Raw genomic sequence first — 17,834 nt, 5'->3', positions numbered from 1 at the left:
CAGGCGTTCATCGCCCGCCGCCGGGAATGTGTCAACGCGCGCCGCCGCGGCTATTCGACGACATCGTCGGAAGGAACGGTCGCCTTCTTCGCCGCCGCGGCCGTGCCTGTCTTCTTCGCCGCGGGCTTTTTCGCGGTGCCTGTCTTCTTCGCGGCTGGCTTCTTTGCCGCCGCCTTTTTCGGGGCGGCCTTGCGCTTGGCCGGCGATTTGGCTGCCTTGGCGGCGATCCATTCCAACGCGGCTTCCATCGTCACCGCTTCGGGCTCGGTGCCCTTGGGGATCGTGGCGTTGATCTTGCCCCACTTGACGTAAGGCCCGAACCGCCCCGGCATCACCGCGACCGGCCCGCCATCGGGATGGTCGCCCAGTTCCTTGATCGGCTGCGCGGCGGCGCCGCGACCGGGGCGGCTGGCAGCCTTCTGCGCCAGAATTTCCACCGCGCGGTTCATGCCGATCTCGAACACATCCGCCAGTTCGGGCAGCGGCGCGGTCTTGCCGCCCTTGGCCGCCGGATCGTCCGCATGCTTGAGATAGGGGCCATAGCGCCCGATCGTCGCCCAGATCTTTACACCGTCCTCGGGATGCGTGCCGATTTCGCGGGGCAGGTTCAGAAGCATCAGCGCGCGCGCCAGATCGACGCTTTCCAGCGGCCAGTCGCGGGGGACGGACTGGCGCGGCGGCTTCTTCACGTCTTCCGTGACCTCGCCCCTTTGGACATAGGGGCCGAAGCGGCCGTCATGCAGCCAGATCGCGTCGCCCTGATCCTCGCCCAGCAGCTTGCCCTCGGGCGGGACGACCGGCGCCTCGTCGCTTTCCACAGGCGGGCCGAAAGGCCTGGTGAAGCGGCATTCGGGATAGTTCGAGCATCCGATGAACGCGCCGCCGGACCGGGCGGTGCGCATCGACAGCCGCCCCTTTTCGCAGTTGGGGCAAAGCCGTGGGTCGCCGCCATCGGGGCGCGGCGGGAAAAGATGCGGCTCCAGCACCTCGTTGATCTTTTCCAGCACCTCACCGATGCGCAGATCGGCCGTCTCGGCGATGGCGGCGGAAAAGTCGCGCCAGAAGCGCGCCAGCAGTTCCTTCCAGTCGGCATCGCCTGCACTGACATGGTCGAGCTGGTCCTCGAGATCGGCAGTGAAGTCGTATTCGACGTAGCGGCGGAAATAGTTCGACAGAAACGCCGTCACCAGACGGCCCTTGTCCTCGGGAAACAGGCGATTCTGTTCCTTGCGGACATATCCGCGATCCTGAATCGTCGTGACGATGCTGGCATAGGTCGAGGGGCGGCCGATCCCCAGTTCCTCCATCCGCTTGACCAGCGTGGCCTCGGTGTAACGCGGCGGCGGCTGGGTGTGGTGCTGGGTCGCAAGCGTTGCGGCATCCTTGGACAGATAGGAAGCATCGTCCTCGCCTCGGGTGTAGGAACCCGAAGCAAAGGGCGTCGCGTCGCCCCGCGCGATTTGCGGCAGGCGGCGGTTTTCCTCGCTTTCGCTGTCGTCGCGGCCTTCCTCATAGACCTTGAGAAAGCCGTCGAAGGTCACGACCTGCCCGGTCGCGCGCAGGCCCACCTGGCCATCCTCGCTTTCGATCTCGACCGTAGTGCGTTCCAGCCGCGCCGATTCCATCTGGCTGGCGATGGTGCGCTTCCAGATCAGATCGTAAAGCCGCCGCTGGTCGCTGTCGGTCAGACCGGCCTTCTCGGGCCGGGTGGCCATCGCGGTCGGGCGGATGCACTCGTGGGCTTCCTGCGCATTCTTGGCCTTGTTCTTGTACATCCGCGGGCTTTTGGGGACATAGCCGTCGCCATAGGTCGCGCCGATCACACGACGCGCATCCGTGACGGCCTCGGGGGCCATGTCGATCCCGTCGGTCCGCATATAGGTGATCAGCCCCGCCTCATAGAGACGCTGCGCCGCGCTCATCGTGGCCTTGGCGCCCATGCCGAACTTGCGGCTCGCCTCCTGCTGAAGGGTCGATGTCATGAACGGGGGCGCGGGGTTGCGGGTGCCGGGCTTGGCCTCGACGCTGGCCACATGCAGCGCGCGCGAACTGACGGCCTGCACCGCCATTTCGGCCTGAGTCGCATCGGCCAGGTCGAAACGGTCCAGCTTCTTACCGGCCAGCGTCGTCAGCCGCGCCTCGAAGGTCTGGTTGCGCGGCGTCGTCAGCATCGCGCGGACCGACCAGTATTCGCGCGGGCGGAAAGCCTCGATCTCCATCTCGCGCTCGACGATGAGGCGCAGGCAGACCGACTGCACCCGCCCCGCGGATTTCGAGCCTGGCAGCTTGCGCCACAGGACCGGCGACAGATTGAAGCCGACGAGATAATCCAGCGCGCGGCGGGCCAGATACGCCTCGACCAGCGGGGCATCGACCTGCCGCGGCTTTTCCATCGCCTGGGTGACGGCGGATTTGGTGATCGCGTTGAACACGACGCGGCTGACCGGCGTGTCCTTCTTCAGCGCCTTGCGCTGTCGAAGGGTCTGTTCCAGATGCCAGCTGATCGCCTCGCCCTCGCGGTCGGGGTCGGTGGCGAGGATCAGGACCGGGTCGTCCTTCAGCGCATCGGCGATGGCCTTGACGTGCTTCTTGCTGTCGCTCGCCACCTCCCACGTCATGTCGAAGCCGTTCTCGGTATCGACGGATCCGTCCTTGGGCGGCAGGTCGCGCACATGGCCGTAAGACGCCAGGACCGTAAAATCCTTGCCCAGATATTCGTTTATCTTCTTGGCCTTGGCAGGCGATTCGACGACGACGACTGGCATTCGGCTTCCTTCGGGTGGGCGCGCATTGCGGCGCCGCTTGATGTGGGAAGGGGCCGGGGGATGTCAATGTGGCGGTCGTGACGGGGGCGTGTCACTCGGCCGGCGGGGCGGCGCGGGACAGCATTCCGCCAGCATGACGGCTTAGCCGGCCCTCGACCTCCAGATGGACGATCTGCGCCGTGACCTGCGCGGCGGGCGCGCCCAGATCGCGGATCAACTGATCCTCCAGCGTCGGGACCGGCCCCAGGCGGTCGAGGATGCGGCGGTGCAGCGCGTGGGTCTCGCGCAGGTTGCGCGCGGGTTTCGGCGCAGGTTCCGGCCGGGGCATCTGCGCCACCTGCTCATGCGACGGGGCCGGCGCGTCGCGGTCCTGGGGCCGCATGCCGCCCAGAACCTCGGCCAGATCCTGCGTTCCGCGCACCAGCGTCGCGCCGTCCCGAATCAGCATGTTGCACCCGGCGGCGCGCGCGTCGAACGGGTGGCCGGGCACGGCCATCACCTCGCGCCCCTGATCCAGCGCGTCGCGCGCGGTGATCAGGCTGCCCGACTTGGCGGCCGCCTCGACGACGACGACGGCCCGCGACAGGCCCGACACGATGCGATTGCGCCGGGGAAAGTCGCGCGCCTGCGGTTGCAGACCCATCGGCCGTTCGGACAGGCGCAGCCCCTGTTCTGCGATTTCCTGGGCAAGCACGGCGTTTTCCGACGGATAGACGACATCGACGCCGCCGGCCATGACCGCGATTGTGCCCGTCGGCAGGGCGGCCTCGTGCGCGGCGGCGTCGATGCCGCGCGCCAGACCCGAAACGGTCACGGCCTGCGCCTCGCCGATGCCGCGTGCCAGCGTGCGGGCCATCCGCAGGCCCAGCGACGACGCGTTGCGCGCCCCCACAAGCGCGATTGCGGGGCGTTCCAGCAGCGCCATGTCGCCCATCGCCCACAGGAACGGGGGCGGATCGGGGATGTCGGAAAGCTGCGACGGATAGGTCGGTTCGCCCCAGCAAACCATCGTGGCGCCGGCCAGCCGCGCCGCGCGCAGTTCCGCCTCGGCCACTTCGGGGGGGCAGGCACGATAATCGCTGACGCCCGCCGCGCGCGCGACCTCGGGCAGCGCTTCCAGCGACGCGGCGGCGCTGCCGTGGTCGCGCAAGAGACGGAAGAAGGTCGCGACGCCAACCCGGCGCGAGCGCAAGAGACGGATCCATTCGAGCCGACCTTCCGCCGACATGGGGGGTGTGAGGGCGGGGGAGGAAGGGAATAGGTCCAACGTCCGGTCTCCATCTCTTGCCCGGACAGCCTGCATGGCGAGTGGTTAAGAAGGGTTTAACGCGAAATCTTCATTTTCCTGCCCGCAGCCTGCGTCACCCCGTCGCCGCGCCGCCGACCGTCAGCCCGCCGATCATTAGCGTCGGCTGTCCGACCCCGACCGGCACCCATTGCCCCGCCTTGCCGCAGTTTCCGATGCCAGGGTCGAGCGTCATGTCGTTGCCGATGGCCCTGATCTTCTGCAACGCGGTGGCCCCGTCGCCGATCAGCGTGGCGCCCTTGACCGGCGCGCCGATCCTGCCGTTTCGGACGCGATACGCCTCGGTGCAGGAAAAGACGAACTTTCCGCTGGTGATGTCCACCTGACCGCCGCCGAACCCCACCGCATAGATACCGTCCTTCAGGTCCGCGACGATCACTTCGGGGTCGGCATCGCCGCCCAGCATGTAGGTGTTCGTCATCCGCGGCATCGGCGCGTGGGCATGGGACTGCCGCCTGCCGTTCCCCGTCGGCTCGACCCCCATCAGCCGGGCATTCTGGCGATCCTGCATGAAGCCGACAAGGATGCCGTCCTCGATCAGCACGTTGCGGGCCGAAGGGGTGCCCTCGTCGTCGATGCTGAGAGATCCGCGCCGGTCGGGGATGGTGCCGTCGTCCAGAACCGTGACCCCCGGTGCCGCGACCCGCTGTCCCATCAGTCCGGCGAACGCGCTGGACCGCTTGCGGTTTAAGTCGCCTTCCAGCCCGTGCCCCACCGCCTCGTGCAGCAGGATGCCGGGCCAGCCGGCGCCCAGCACGACATCCATCACCCCGGCCGGGGCGGGTTCGGCGCGCAGGTTGACCAGCGCGATGCGTAGCGCCTCGCGCGCGACGGCTTCCCAGTGCGACCGTTCCATCAGCGCGGCCAGCCCCGCACGCCCGCCGCCGCCCATGCCGCCCGATTCGCGACGCCCGTTCTCCTCGACGATGATGCCGATATTGAGGCGAGTCATCGGCCGGACGTCGCGCAGGATGCGCCCATCGGGACGCAGGATTTCGACCTCTTGCAGCGATGCCGCCAGCGTCGCGGAAACCTGCACCACCCGCGGGTCGAGGGCGCGGGCGAAGGCGTCGATCTCTTTCAGCATGTCCAGCTTGACCGCGAAGGGCGCGCCCGCGACCGGATCGCTGTCGGTATAAAGACGCCGGTTCGTCGCCTTCGGCCCGACCGCCAGCGTGCCGCCGCCATCGCCCACCGCCAGGCGCGCCGTCTCGACGGCGCGGCCGAGCGCCGCTTCGGTCATTTCGGTGGAATGGGCATATCCGGTCGTCTCGCCCTTGACGGCGCGCAGGCCGAATCCCTCGGACGCGTCATAGGACGCGGATCGAAGCCGACCGTCATCATAGGTCAGGCCTTCGGCGCGGCGGCGTTCGCAAAAGATCTCTCCATCCTCGGCGCCGGCCAGAGCGGTTCGCAACTGCCGCAGCGCAGCGTCTGCATCGAAGGCCGTCTCGAACGGACGAAAGGCACTGTCGGTCATGGGGAATCTCCTGCATGGGCGGACAGGCTCGCGGCCAGATGCCGCGATGGGGCCGCTTGTCCCGTTGCGTTTAATATGGTTTTAAGTTGCGCGAGCACAATGTCGGCCCCATCAGGCTTGCGTGCCGCCCGTTACAGCCGAACAGGACAAGCCGATGCGCCTTTCCCGTCTTCCCGTCGCAGCCGCCGCATGGTTTTTCGCAGCCATTGCCGCCCATGCGCAGGATACCGACAACATTCGCGGCGATCTGCCGATCATCGGCGCGCCCAAGCCCGCCGGCATCGACTTTCAGCCGGCATCGAGCGATATCGCGCATGATCTGCAATGGCTGGACGGGATGGTGCTGATCATCATCACGGCCATCACGCTGCTGGTGATCGGCCTGCTGGGCGTTGTGCTGGTACGCTACAACCACCGTCGCAACCCGACGCCCCGGACCTTCACGCACAACACACCGGTGGAAATCACCTGGACGATCGGGCCGATCGTGATCCTGATCTTTATCGGGGCCTTCTCGCTTCCCGTCCTGTTCGAGGAACAGACGATCCCCGAGGGCGACATCACCATCAAGACCACGGGTTTCCAGTGGTACTGGAACTACGAATACCCCGATTACGAGTTCAACTTCGACAGCTACATGATCGGATCGCCCGCGACCGGCGGCGATTACCGTCTGACGCCCGAGGTGGTCCTGCAACTTCAGCAGGCCGGCTATACAGAGGACGAATTCAGGCTGGCGACCGACACCGCGATGGTCGTTCCCGTGGGCAAGAACATCGTCGTTCAGGTGACGGGCGCGGACGTGATCCATTCGTGGACGATCCCCGCCTTCGGCGTGAAGCAGGACGGCGTGCCGGGTCGCCTGGCCGAGCTTTGGTTCAACGCCGAGGAGGAAGGCATCTATTTCGGCCAATGTTCCGAGCTGTGCGGAATCGCCCACGCCTTCATGCCGATCACCGTCAAGGTCGTCAGCGAGGCGGAGTACGAAGCCTGGCTGGACCGCGCGATCGAAGAATACGGCGGCACCCGCCCCGAGGCGCAGACAGCCGCCCTTGTCGAATGATTCGGGTCTGAGGAACACGCCATGACGGATATCAGCGCAGACCGGCCATACGAGGCGCAGTTCGGCGATTACTTCGCCCTGCTCAAGCCGCGCGTCATGTCGCTGGTCGTCTTCACGGCGCTGGTCGGCCTGCTGGTCGCGCCCGTCGATCTGCATCCCTTCGTGGGCTTCTGCGCGATCCTGTTCATCGCGGTCGGCGGCGGGGCCTCCGGCGCGCTGAACATGTGGTGGGATGCCGATATCGACGCCGTGATGCGCCGCACGCGCCGCCGTCCGGTGCCTTCGGGGCGGGTCGCGGGCGACGAGGCGCTGGCCATCGGAATCGCGCTGTCGGGCTTTGCGGTCGTCATGCTGGGGCTTGCGACCAACTGGCTGGCGGCGGGGCTGCTGGCATTCACCATCTTCTTCTATGCCGTCGTCTATTCGATGTGGCTGAAGCGGTCGACGCCGCAGAACATCGTCATCGGCGGCGCGGCGGGGGCCTTCCCCCCGATGATCGGCTGGGCGGCGGCCACCGGATCCATCGGGATCGAATCGGTCCTGATGTTCGCGCTGATCTTCCTGTGGACGCCACCGCATTTCTGGGCGCTGGCGCTGTTCATGCGGTCCGATTACGACGATGCCGGCGTGCCGATGCTGACGGTCACGCATGGCCGCCGGACGACGCGGCGGCATATCCTGGCCTATACGGCGGTTCTGGCGGTTTTCGCGCTGGGTCTGGCGACGACATCCGTTGCGGGACCGGTCTATCTGGCGGTGGCCGTGGCAATGAACCTGTGGTTCCTCAAGGGCGCCTGGACGATCTTCCGGCGTGACGAGGATATGGCCGAAGCCGATAATTTCGCCGTCGAAAGGGCGTTCTTCCGATTTTCGCTTCTTTATCTTTTCCTGCATTTCGGCGCGCTTCTGGGCGATGCCGCGCTGCGGGCGGCGGGGATCGTGTGATGGCCATCCGCACCGAACACGCGCTGCATCGCAGCCGCCGGTCGCGCAATGTCGGCGTGGGGCTTGTGCTGGTCGGCTTCATCGCGATCATCTTCGGCCTGACCGTCGTCAAGGTCGAGTCCTTGGGCGAGACCGACAGCTTCGATCAGATCCGCGGCGGCGTCCTGCTGCCCGGCGAGGAGGATCCGCTGAAATGACCACGGACCCGAAGATCAGGACGGTGGCGATGACGGCCGGGGTCGTCGTTACGATGGGCGCGCTGGCCTGGGCGTCGGTGCCCTTTTACAGTTGGTTCTGCGCCGTTACCGGTTTTGGCGGAACGACCGGCGTATCGACGGTGGCCAGCGACGAGGTTCTCGACCAGACCATTACCGTGCGCTTCGACGGATCGCTGGACCGGTCGATGCCGTGGCAGTTCAAGCCGGTCGAGCGCGAGATGACGCTGCGCATAGGCGAGACGGGGCTGGCCTTCTACGAAGCCTATAACCCCACCGACAAGCCTGTGGCGGGGCAGGCCACCTATAACGTCGCGCCCTACGAGGCCGGCGGTTTCTTCACCAAGATCGAGTGTTTCTGTTTTACCGAGCAGGTTCTTCAACCCGGAGAACGGGTGCAGATGCCGGTGACGTTCTATGTCGATCCGGCGATCACGACCGACCGCGACGCGAAGTTTGTCAAACACATCACGCTCTCCTACACCTTCTACGAAATCGACCTGCCCGAGGACGACCGGCAGGCCAGCCTCGACGTGAACTGACGCCCACCGAAGGAACGCAGCCCGATGGCGCACGCAAAGAACCACGATTATCACATTCTGCCCCCGTCGATCCTGCCTTTCCTGGCGGCTGTCGGCGGGTTCGTCATGCTGTTCGGCGCCGTTCTGTGGATGCACGACAGCGGGCCATTCGTCTTCGCCATCGGCGTCGCGGTGGTGCTTTACACGATGTATGCCTGGTGGGCCGACGTGGTCGCCGAATCGCGCGAGGGCGATCACACGGCGGTCGTGCGCATCGGGCTGCGCTACGGCTTCATTCTGTTCATCATGTCCGAGGTGATGTTCTTCGCGGCGTGGTTCTGGTCGTTCTTCAAGCACGCCATGTATCCGATGGAGACGTTCAGCGAGGGCCAGTGGCCGCCCCCGTCCATCGAGACGTTCGATCCGTGGCATCTGCCGCTGATCAACACGTTGATTTTGCTGTGTTCCGGGGCGGCCGCGACGTGGGCGCATCATGCCTTGGTGCACGAGAACAACCGCAAGGACATGGCGTGGGGGCTGATCATCGCGGTGGCGCTGGGCGTGCTGTTCACGGTGTTCCAGTTCTATGAATACAGTCATGCCGCGTTCGGGTTCGCGGGGAACATCTATGGCGCCAACTTCTTCATGGCGACCGGGTTTCACGGGGCGCATGTCATTATCGGGACTATCTTTTTGCTGGTCTGCTACTTCCGTCTGCGGGCCGGGCACTTCACCCAGCAGAACCATGTCGGGTTCGAGGCGGCGGCGTGGTACTGGCATTTCGTCGATGTCGTCTGGCTGTTCCTGTTCGCGTCGATCTATATCTGGGGATCGTAAGATCGCCGTATGAATCGCGTATGAGTTCCGTGAGAGTCGAAAAGGGGCGCGGGGGAACCGGCGCCCCTTCGCGCGTGGGGGCGCTGCGATGGGCGCTGCTGGCGGCGCTGGGCATCGGCGGGGTGGCGATCCTGCTGTCGCTGGGCGTGTGGCAGGTGCAGCGCCTGGCGTGGAAGCGTGCCGTGCTGGCCGATATCGACGCGCGCATCGCCGCGGCCTCCGTGACGATCCCCGCCGCGCCCGATCCGCAGGCTGACCGTTACCTGCCCGTCGCCGCCGAAGGCACGACGACGGGGCAGGAGATCGACGTGCTGATCTCGACCGCGCAGCTTGGGGCCGGCTATCGCGTCGTCGTGCCGTTCGAGACCGGAGGGCGGCGCATCCTTCTGGATCTGGGCTTCGTGCCGACCGAGGAAAAGGATCCGCCACGCCCGGCGCAGCGTCTGACGGCGACCGGCAACCTGCACTGGCCGGACGAGACGGACCGCTTCACCCCCGCGCCCGACCGCGCCGAGAATATCTGGTTCGCGCGCGACGTGGCGGCGATGGCCGACGCGCTGGGGACCGAACCGATCCTTCTGGTCGCGCGCCGGACCGACCCGCCGGTGCCCGGCACCGTGCCGCTGCCCGTCACATCGGCCAACATTCCCAACGATCACCTGGGCTATGCGATCACGTGGTTCAGCCTTGCCGCGATCTGGGCGGGGATGACAGCGCTGCTTGGCTGGCGTATGGCCAGCCGGCGGGGCTAGGAGGCGACCATGCGCTATCATTCGACACGCGGGCAGGCGCCGGTGCTGGATTTCGAGGGCGCGATGCTGGCCGGCCTGGCGCGCGACGGCGGCCTTTACCTGCCGCAGGCCGTACCGCAGATGACGCGGGACGACATCGCCGCCTTGCAGGGCCTGCCCTATGAGGAAGCGGCGTTGCGCGTTATGCGCCCCTTCACCGACCTGCCCGAGACGCGGCTGGCCGAGATGATCGCCGCCGCCTATGCGGGGTTCGGCCATGCGGCCCGCGCCCCGCTGGTGCAGATCGCGCCCGATGGCTGGCTGCTGGAACTGTTCCACGGGCCGACGCTGGCTTTCAAGGACTTCGCGATGCAGCTGATCGGGCAGCTGTTTCAGGACGTGATGCGGCGACGGGGCGAGCGGATCACCATTGTCGGCGCCACGTCGGGCGATACCGGCAGCGCCGCGATCGAGGCGTTCCGGGGGCTGGAGGGGGTGGAGTGCTTCATCCTCTATCCCCACGGGCGGGTCAGCGAGGTGCAGCGCCGCCAGATGACCACGCCGTCCGAGGGCAACGTGCATGCGCTGGCGGTGGACGGCGATTTCGACGATTGCCAGGCGGCAGTGAAGGCGATGTTCAACGACCACGCCTTCCGCGACCGGGTCGGGCTGACGGCGGTGAACTCGATCAACTGGGCGCGGGTGCTGGCGCAGGTGGTCTATTACTTCACCGCGGCGGCGGCCCTAGGCGCGCCGGGCCGCGCCATCGGCTTCACCGTGCCGACCGGCAATTTCGGCGACATCCTGGCGGGCGACGTCGCGCGGCGGATGGGGCTGCCCATCGACCGGCTGGTGGTGGCGACCAACCGCAACGACATCCTGCACCGCACCCTGACGACCGGCGCGCATCGCAAGGAAGGCGTGGTGCCCACCGCCAGCCCGTCGATGGATATCGAGGTGTCGAGCAATTTCGAGCGCGCGCTGTTCATGGCCTATGACGGGGACGCATCGGCCATCGCGCAGCTGATGGACGAGCTGGCGCGCGACGGCGGCTTTACGGTCAGCCAGGGCGCGTTGCAGGCGCTGCGCGAAACCTTCGCCTCGGGCCGCGCATCCGAGGAGGAGACGGCAGAAACGATCCGCCGCGTCTTTGCCGACACGGGCGAGGTTCTGTGCCCGCATACCGCCGTGGGCGTCAAGGTGGCGTCCGAACAGCCGCACCGCGGCCCGATGGTCACGCTGGCCACGGCGCATCCGGCGAAGTTCCCCGATGCCGTCGAGGCGGCGACCGGATTGCGCCCGGCCCTTCCCGAACGGATGGCGGACCTCTATCTGCGGTCCGAGCGCGTGACCGAAGTTGCCAACGATGTCGGCGCGCTGAAATCCCTCATACTGGAAAGATTGCCTTGACCGTCCAGCTTCACACCCTTTCCAACGGCCTGCGCATCGTCACCGAACACATGCCGGGGCTGATGTCGGCCAGCGTCGGCGTCTGGGTCAATGCTGGGGGCCGTCACGAACGCGTCGAACAGAACGGCATCGCGCATTTTCTGGAACACATGGCCTTCAAGGGCACGACGCGGCGCAGCGCCTTGCAGATCGCCGAGGCGATCGAGGATGTGGGCGGCTATATCAATGCCTATACCAGCCGCGAGATGACGGCCTATTACGCGCGCGTCCTGTCGGCTGACGTGCCGCTGGCGCTGGACGTGATCGGCGACATCGTGACCGACCCCGCCTTCGATCCGGGCGAGATCGAGGTCGAGCGCGGCGTGATCCTTCAGGAAATCGGGCAGGCCAACGACACGCCCGACGACATCGTGTTCGACTGGCTTCAGGAAGTATCCTATCCCGATCAGCCGATGGGACGGTCGATCCTAGGGCCGAGCGAGCGGGTCGGCGCGTTCGGGCGCGACGATCTGGCGGGGTTCGTGCACGAACGCTATGGCCCGGCCGAGATGATCGTCGCCGCCGCGGGCGCCGTCGATCACGATGCCATCGTCCGCGCGGCCGAGCGGATCTTCGGGCATCTGCCGCCGCGTCCCGCCCGCCATGTCGAACCCGCGACGTTCCGCGGCGGCGAACGGCGCGAGGTGCGCGCGCTGGAACAGGTGCATTTCGCGCTGGCGCTGGAAGGGCCGGGATACCGCGACCCCGATTTCCACACCGCGCAGGTCCATGCCAGCGTTCTGGGCGGGGGCATGTCCTCGCGGCTGTTCCAGGAAGCGCGCGAGAAGCGGGGACTGTGCTATTCGATCTTCGCGCAGGCGGGCAGCTATGACGACAGCGGCACGCTGACCATCTATGCCGGCACCTCGGCCGAGCAGATCGGCGAACTGGCGCATCTGACGGTGGACGAGCTGCGCCGCGCCGCCGACGAGATGTCGGATGCCGAGATCGCGCGCGCGCGGGCGCAGATGAAGGCGGGGCTGCTGATGGGGCTGGAAAGCCCGTCGAGCCGCGCGGAACGCCTGGCCCGGCTGCTGTCGATCTGGAACCGCGTTCCGGGTCTGGACGAGACGGTGGCGCGGATCGAGGCGGTGAACGGCGGCGACGTGCGCGACTATGCCGCGCGGATGGCGGCGTCGGGGCGCGCGGCGCTGGCGCTTTACGGGCCGGTCGCCGACGCGCCGCGGCTGGAAGGGCTGACGGCGCGGCTTGCCGCCTGATGCGCCTTGCCCGGCGCAAAGTGCGGATCGAGACGGAGCGGCTGACGCTGCGTCCGCCCCGGCATTCCGATTTCCGGGACTGGGCCGATCTGCGCGAACGGTCCGCCGCGTTCCTGCAACCGTGGGAGCCGGTCTGGGCGGCCGATCACCTGACGCGCAAAAGTTTTACCAATCGCGTCTATTGGGCGCAGCGCACCATCTCGGACGATACGGGCGCGCCGCTGTTCCTGATCCGCCGCAGCGACGCGATGCTGGTCGGCGCGATCACGCTGGACAACGTGCGGCGGGGGCCGGCGCAATCCGCCACGCTGGGCTATTGGGTGGGCGAGCCGTTCGCGCGGCAGGGCTTCATGCGCGAGGCGATCGCCGGTGTGGTGCATTACGCGTTCAACACGCTGGACCTCAGCCGGATCGAGGCGGGATGCCTGCCCGAGAACGCGGCATCACGCGGGGTGCTGGAGCGCAGCGGGTTTAAGTACGAGGGCGTGGCGCAAAGCTATCTTCAGATTGCGGGGCGCTGGCGGAACCATGTGCTTTACGCCAATCTGCGGCCCGACCGGCGCGGGCGGACGGATAACGGCCGCGATGGCTGAGCCGCTGGCGGATCTGACGCCCGGTCTGGCCGCCGACCTGCTGTCGCGGCTGCCGCCGGGAACCGCGCGCGATCGCGGCCCCGCCTATCTGACCGAACCGCGCGGGATGTGGCGGGGCCGGGCGGGGCTGGTCCTAGCACCCGCCGATACCGACGAGGTAGCACGCATCGTGGGCTTTGCCGCGCGGCACCGCATCGGCATCGTGCCCTGGGGCGGCGGCACCGGGCTGGTCGGCGGGCAGGTGCTGGCCGAGGGCGCGCTGCCGATCCTGCTGTCGCTGGAACGCATGAACGCCATCCGCGCCGTCCATGCCGATGAGAACGTTCTGATCGCCGGGGCGGGCGCGATCCTGGCGGACGTTCAGGCGGCCGCCGCGCAAGCGGACCGATTGTTTCCACTGTCGCTGGCATCCGAAGGGTCGGCGCGGATCGGGGGGCTGCTGTCCACCAATGCGGGTGGCGTGAACGTGCTGCGCTATGGCAACGCGCGCGACCTGTGCCTGGGGGTCGAGGCGGTGCTGCCTGACGGGTCGGTCATGTACGGGCTGCGGCGGCTGCGGAAGGACAATACCGGATATGACATCCGCAACCTGCTGATCGGGGCGGAAGGGACGTTGGGAATCGTCACCGCGGCGTCGCTGCGGCTGTTTCCGCGGCCCGCCGTCCGGGGCACCGCGATCCTGACCGTGCGCGATCCCGCCGCCGCGCTGACGCTGCTGGGGATGGCGCAGGCGGGGGGCGGCGTCAGCGCGTTCGAACTGATCTCGGGGCAGGGGCTGCGGTTTCTGGCCGAGGCCGGACTGGCGGTGCGCCAGCCTTTCGCGGATCCGCCCGACTGGTGCGTGCTGGTCGATCTGGGCCTTCCCGCGGGCGACGACGCCATGACGCGGCTGGAGGCGCTGTTTGCGGCGGGGGCCGAGGCGGGGCTGGCCGATGACGGCGTGATCGCGTCGAGCGAGGCGCAGCGCGCCGAATTATGGGCCGTCCGCGAACGCATCCCCGAGGCGAATCGTCATGTGGGCGCCATTGCCAGCAACGACATATCGCTGCCGCTGTCCGAGATCGCCCCGTTCATGGACCGCGCGGGCACGGCGCTGACCGCAATCGCGCCGGTGCGGATCAACGCGTTCGGCCATCTGGGCGACGGCAACCTGCATTACAACCTGTTCCCGCCAAAGGGCCGCGCCAAGGCCGAGTTCGCCGATCTTGCGGACGATCTGCGCCGCGTCGTGGACGATCTGGTGCACGATCACGGCGGATCGTTCAGCGCCGAGCATGGGGTCGGACGGCTGAAGGTGGCGCAACTGGAACGCTATGGCGATCCGGCGCGGCTGGCGGCGATGCGGGCGATCAAGGCGGCGCTGGACCCGCGGGGCATCATGAACCCCGGCGCGGTGCTGCGGCGGGTCTAGCGCAGGAAGTTCGGGCGCAGACGCAGGGCCTGACGCCGTTCCTGCGGCAGATGCCGGTTCAGCCGCCGGTTCATCGCGCCCATAATGCCGATGACGCATAATGTCAGCAGGATGAAGAACCCCGCTAGGATCGGATAGGGGACGAAGGGATTGAACGTCTTGTCGGCAAAATACTTGGCGTAATAGAGCGCGTCGCCCCGTTGCTGCCACGCCGGAAAGCCCGACAGGAAAACCAGCGTGGTGGCGTGAAAGAGAAAGATCGCCTCGTTTATATAGGCGGGCCAGGCAAGGCGCAGCATCGTCGGAAAGGTGATGCGGCGGAACTTCTTCCAGCCGGTCAGGCCATAGGCTTCGGCCGCTTCCAGATCGCCGCGCGGGATCGAGCGCAGCGCGCCATAGAAAATCTCGCCCGAATAGGCGGCAGTGTTGCAGAACAGCACCAGCAGCGCCCCGGCCCAGGCAGAGGTGAAGGGATCGAAAAAGGCGTATCGGCCCTTGAGCGCCAGAAACGCGAAATAGGCGAAGAAGAACTGGATGAACAGCGGCGAGCCGCGAAAGAGGAAGACGAACCATTCCGCCGGCTTGCGCAGGATCGCCGGGCGCGCGGTGCGCCCCAGCGCCAGCAGGGTGGCGAGGAAGAACCCCGCGCACAAGGCCACGACGCCGAAATAGACGTTCCAGATCATGCCGGACCCGATCAGCGTGACCTGCTGGCACAGCGTGAAGTCGCTGCGCGGCAGCAGCCGTTCGCCGATGCCGATGCTGCGCAGGCCGTAATCGGCGATGGTCTGAAGGCAGCTCATGGCATGGTCGCGCCGCTGACGGCCTGCCCGTGCGTCAGGCGCCGCATCAGCCGGTCGAGCACCGCTTCGGACACCTTGGTGAAGATCAGATAGAAGACCAGCAACGCCAGGAAATACCAGACCCGCCAGTCGGGGTGGGGATAGTCGGTGAAGTTGGGCGTCTTCGATCCGCCCAGTTCGCGCGCCCAATAGACGATATCCTCGACCCCCAGCAGGAACAGCAGCGGCGTCGCCTTGATCAGCACCATCCAGAGGTTGCTGAGGCCCGGCAGGGCATAGACCCACATCTGCGGCACCAGAATGCGGCGGAACGCCTGCCTGCGGGTCATGCCGTAGGCTTCGGCGGTTTCCATCTGCGCGCGCGGCACGGCCCGCATCGCCCCGTAAAGCACATTGGCCGAAAAGGCGCCGAAGACGATGGCGAAGGTCAGGACGGCCAGCGCGAAGCCGTAAATCTCATGCATCCATTGCGGATCGGTGCCCAGCGGCAGCTTGGCCTGCGCGCAGACGACGAAATCGCTGCCCTGCCGGACGGGCATGTCCCAATCGGGGCATTTGACCTTGTGACGCAGCCATTCGATGCCCTGATCCAGCGCGATGACGAAGAACAGGAAGAACGCGATGTCGGGCACGCCGCGCACGATGGCGATGTAGAACCGCCCGAACCATGCCAGCGGCGCGATGCGGCTGCGTGCCGCGATTGCCCCGCCGAAGCCGAAGGCCAGCGCCAGCGGCGCGGTGATCGCCAGCAGCGCCAGCACGGTGCCGAACGACGCATAGAACGCCACATGCTTGCCCGTGGTCAGGTAGCAGGCTAGCCAGTGCAGTCCGGTCAGGGATGCGGGATCGGTGCAGGCGAACATCGCGGAAACGGCGGCGCGGGGATCGCGCCGCCTGGGGCCGTCAGAACTGCGCGCTGTCGGGCAGCCACTTGGCGATCAGCTCGTTCAGGGTGCCGTCGTCCTTCATCGACTGGATGGCGGCGTTGAACTGTTCCTGCAACGCGTCGTCGCTTTCGCGCAGGCCGACGCCGATGCCGCCGCCCAGAAGCACGTCGTCGCCGACGAAGGCCAGATCGCCGTCATCCTCGACGATGGGCACCAGGAACGCCTTGTCGGCGATCACGGCATCGGCTTCGCCGTTGCGGACGGCGGCGACGGTTTCCTCGGGGGTGGCGAATTCGACCAGCGTGGCGCCGGGCATCGAGGCGACCTCGCTCGCCTGGATCGTGCCCGTCTGCGCGGCGATCACGGCGTTCTCGATATCGACATCGGCGCCGGTGGGCGCGGCATAGGCCGACGGGTCGGGCTGGGTGTAGGGATCGCTGAAATCGATCACCTCGTCACGGGCGGGCGTGATGCTCATCCCCGCCATGATCGCGTCGTAATTGCCCGATACGAGGTTGGGAATGATGCTGTCCCATTCGTTCGTGACCCATTCGCAGGTCAGGTTCGCACGCGCGCAAAGCTCGTCGCCCAGCTCGCGCTCGAAGCCGTCGACCTCGCCCGCATCGTTGAGGAAGTTATAGGGCGGATAGCCGCCTTCGGTGCCCAGGCGCACGGTCTGCTGGGCGATGGCGGTGCCGCCGGTCAGCGCCAGAAGCGCCGTGGCGAGAAGCAGTTTCTTCATTTTTTACTCTCCTGTTGGGTCGGTCAGCCTACCGCGCCGAGGAACTGGCGCAGCCTTTCGGATTGCGGGGCGTCGAATAGGGCGTCGGGCGGTCCTTCTTCCTCGATCACGCCCCGATGCAGGAAGATGACATGATCGCTGACATCGCGGGCGAGATCCATGTCGTGCGTGACGATGACCATGGTGCGGCCTTCGTCGGCCAGCGCGCGGATGACGCGGATCACCTCCTGCTCCAGCTCGGGGTCGAGGGCCGAGGTGGGTTCGTCGAAAAGCAGCGCGCGCGGTTCCATGCAAAGCGCGCGGGCGATGGCGGCGCGCTGCTGCTGGCCGCCCGACAGCATCGCGGGCCAGGCATCGGCCTTGTCGCCGATCCCGACCTTGTCGAGATAGCCGCGCGCCGCCGTCTCGACCTGCGCCCTGGGGCGGCCCAGAACGGTGACGGGCGCCTCCATCACGTTCTGAAGGACGGTCATGTGCGACCAGAGGTTGAAGGACTGGAACACCATCGACAGGTTGGTGCGGATGCGCGTGACCTGCCGCGAATCGGCCGGGTGCCGGTTCTGGCCCTCGCCCCGCCAGCGCACGTCCTCGCCCTCGAACGCGATGCGGCCCTGCTGGCTGTTTTCCAGCAGGTTGGCGCAGCGCAGCAGGGTGGACTTGCCCGACCCCGACGATCCGATCAGCGACACGACATGGCCGCGCGGGGCGGTCAGATGCACGCCCTTCAGCACTTCGAGCGTGCCATAGGCCTTGTGCAGCCCCTCGATCTCGATGACGGGAACGGCGGGGCCGGGATCGGGCAAAGCGGGGTCGGGTTGCGGGCGCATCCGGTAAAGTAACGCGAATCGCGCCCCCGATTGCAACGG

General features: G+C 67.1%; 17 protein-coding genes. 10 read left to right on the top strand and 7 right to left on the bottom strand.

The annotated features are described in order from the left end of the window. Nucleotides 1–50 precede the first annotated feature (50 nt). The 3 genes from topA to tldD form a co-directional block, all read right to left on the bottom strand. The gene (topA, locus tag OCGS_RS06375) at nt 51–2,765 is read right to left on the bottom strand and encodes a type I DNA topoisomerase (protein WP_007426411.1); all 2,715 of its coding nucleotides are present in this window, start codon (nt 2,763–2,765) and stop codon (nt 51–53) included. Nucleotides 2,766–2,856: 91 nt separating this feature from the next. Beyond that, a complete protein-coding gene (dprA, locus tag OCGS_RS06370; RefSeq protein WP_052026134.1) occupies nt 2,857–3,993 on the bottom strand; it encodes a DNA-processing protein DprA in 1,137 nt (378 codons plus the stop codon). 133 nt (nt 3,994–4,126) lie between these two features. After that, the gene (tldD, locus tag OCGS_RS06365; protein ID WP_007426409.1) at nt 4,127–5,551 is read right to left on the bottom strand and encodes a metalloprotease TldD; all 1,425 of its coding nucleotides are present in this window, start codon (nt 5,549–5,551) and stop codon (nt 4,127–4,129) included. A 154-nt stretch (nt 5,552–5,705) separates the two neighbouring features. Here tldD and coxB point away from each other — a divergent pair, with 154 nt between their 5' ends. The 10 genes from coxB (at nt 5,706) to OCGS_RS06315 (ending at nt 14,536) form a co-directional block, all read left to right on the top strand. Beyond that, entirely contained in the window at nt 5,706–6,614 is a 909-nt protein-coding gene (gene coxB, locus OCGS_RS06360) for a cytochrome c oxidase subunit II (RefSeq protein ID WP_007426408.1), read from the top strand. A 21-nt stretch (nt 6,615–6,635) separates the two neighbouring features. After that, nucleotides 6,636–7,559 carry a heme o synthase gene (cyoE, locus tag OCGS_RS06355; RefSeq protein ID WP_007426407.1) on the top strand — a complete coding sequence of 308 codons (924 nt, stop codon included), beginning with the start codon at nt 6,636–6,638 and terminating at the stop codon, nt 7,557–7,559. After that, the gene (locus tag OCGS_RS06350) at nt 7,559–7,756 is read left to right on the top strand and encodes a hypothetical protein (RefSeq protein WP_007426406.1); all 198 of its coding nucleotides are present in this window, start codon (nt 7,559–7,561) and stop codon (nt 7,754–7,756) included. The genes cyoE and OCGS_RS06350 overlap by 1 nt, the downstream gene beginning before the upstream one ends. Next, complete coding sequence (locus OCGS_RS06345; protein ID WP_007426405.1) at nt 7,753–8,316, top strand: cytochrome c oxidase assembly protein; 564 nt, start codon at nt 7,753–7,755, stop codon at nt 8,314–8,316. Before OCGS_RS06350 ends, OCGS_RS06345 begins: the two co-directional genes overlap by 4 nt. 24 nt (nt 8,317–8,340) lie before the next feature. Continuing rightward, a complete protein-coding gene (locus OCGS_RS06340) occupies nt 8,341–9,132 on the top strand; it encodes a cytochrome c oxidase subunit 3 (protein WP_007426404.1) in 792 nt (263 codons plus the stop codon). A 74-nt stretch (nt 9,133–9,206) separates the two neighbouring features. Then, nucleotides 9,207–9,884, top strand: coding sequence for an SURF1 family protein (locus tag OCGS_RS06335; RefSeq protein ID WP_007426403.1), 678 nt, complete (start codon nt 9,207–9,209; stop codon nt 9,882–9,884). Between the two features lie 9 nt (nt 9,885–9,893). Continuing rightward, nucleotides 9,894–11,273 (top strand): threonine synthase, encoded by a 1,380-nt coding sequence (thrC, locus tag OCGS_RS06330; RefSeq protein WP_007426402.1) that lies wholly within the window; start codon nt 9,894–9,896, stop codon nt 11,271–11,273. Continuing rightward, nucleotides 11,270–12,532 carry a M16 family metallopeptidase gene (locus OCGS_RS06325; RefSeq protein WP_007426401.1) on the top strand — a complete coding sequence of 421 codons (1,263 nt, stop codon included), beginning with the start codon at nt 11,270–11,272 and terminating at the stop codon, nt 12,530–12,532. The genes thrC and OCGS_RS06325 overlap by 4 nt, the downstream gene beginning before the upstream one ends. After that, nucleotides 12,532–13,125 (top strand): GNAT family N-acetyltransferase, encoded by a 594-nt coding sequence (locus tag OCGS_RS06320; RefSeq protein ID WP_007426400.1) that lies wholly within the window; start codon nt 12,532–12,534, stop codon nt 13,123–13,125. The genes OCGS_RS06325 and OCGS_RS06320 overlap by 1 nt, the downstream gene beginning before the upstream one ends. After that, a complete protein-coding gene (locus OCGS_RS06315; protein ID WP_007426399.1) occupies nt 13,118–14,536 on the top strand; it encodes an FAD-binding oxidoreductase in 1,419 nt (472 codons plus the stop codon). The genes OCGS_RS06320 and OCGS_RS06315 overlap by 8 nt, the downstream gene beginning before the upstream one ends. On the opposite strand, the gene OCGS_RS06310 is transcribed toward OCGS_RS06315, so the two are convergent. The 4 genes from OCGS_RS06310 to OCGS_RS06295 are packed head-to-tail and all read right to left on the bottom strand — an operon-like array spanning nt 14,533 to nt 17,795. Continuing rightward, a complete protein-coding gene (locus tag OCGS_RS06310; protein ID WP_007426398.1) occupies nt 14,533–15,339 on the bottom strand; it encodes an ABC transporter permease in 807 nt (268 codons plus the stop codon). The two genes, OCGS_RS06315 and OCGS_RS06310, sit on opposite strands and share 4 nt — an antisense overlap. Then, the gene (locus OCGS_RS06305; RefSeq protein ID WP_007426397.1) at nt 15,336–16,202 is read right to left on the bottom strand and encodes an ABC transporter permease; all 867 of its coding nucleotides are present in this window, start codon (nt 16,200–16,202) and stop codon (nt 15,336–15,338) included. The genes OCGS_RS06310 and OCGS_RS06305 overlap by 4 nt, the downstream gene beginning before the upstream one ends. A 40-nt stretch (nt 16,203–16,242) precedes the next feature. Then, nucleotides 16,243–16,968, bottom strand: a complete 726-nt coding sequence (locus OCGS_RS06300; RefSeq protein ID WP_007426396.1) for a transporter substrate-binding domain-containing protein — start codon at nt 16,966–16,968, stop codon at nt 16,243–16,245. A 23-nt stretch (nt 16,969–16,991) separates the two neighbouring features. Next, nucleotides 16,992–17,795, bottom strand: a complete 804-nt coding sequence (locus OCGS_RS06295) for an ABC transporter ATP-binding protein (protein ID WP_007426395.1) — start codon at nt 17,793–17,795, stop codon at nt 16,992–16,994. Between the last annotated feature and the right edge of the window lie 39 nt (nt 17,796–17,834).

The organism is Oceaniovalibus guishaninsula JLT2003, from assembly GCF_000299575.1.
Taxonomy (GTDB): Bacteria; Pseudomonadota; Alphaproteobacteria; order Rhodobacterales; family Rhodobacteraceae; genus Palleronia; species Palleronia guishaninsula.
This window is presented reverse-complemented; position numbering and strand designations above follow the sequence as displayed.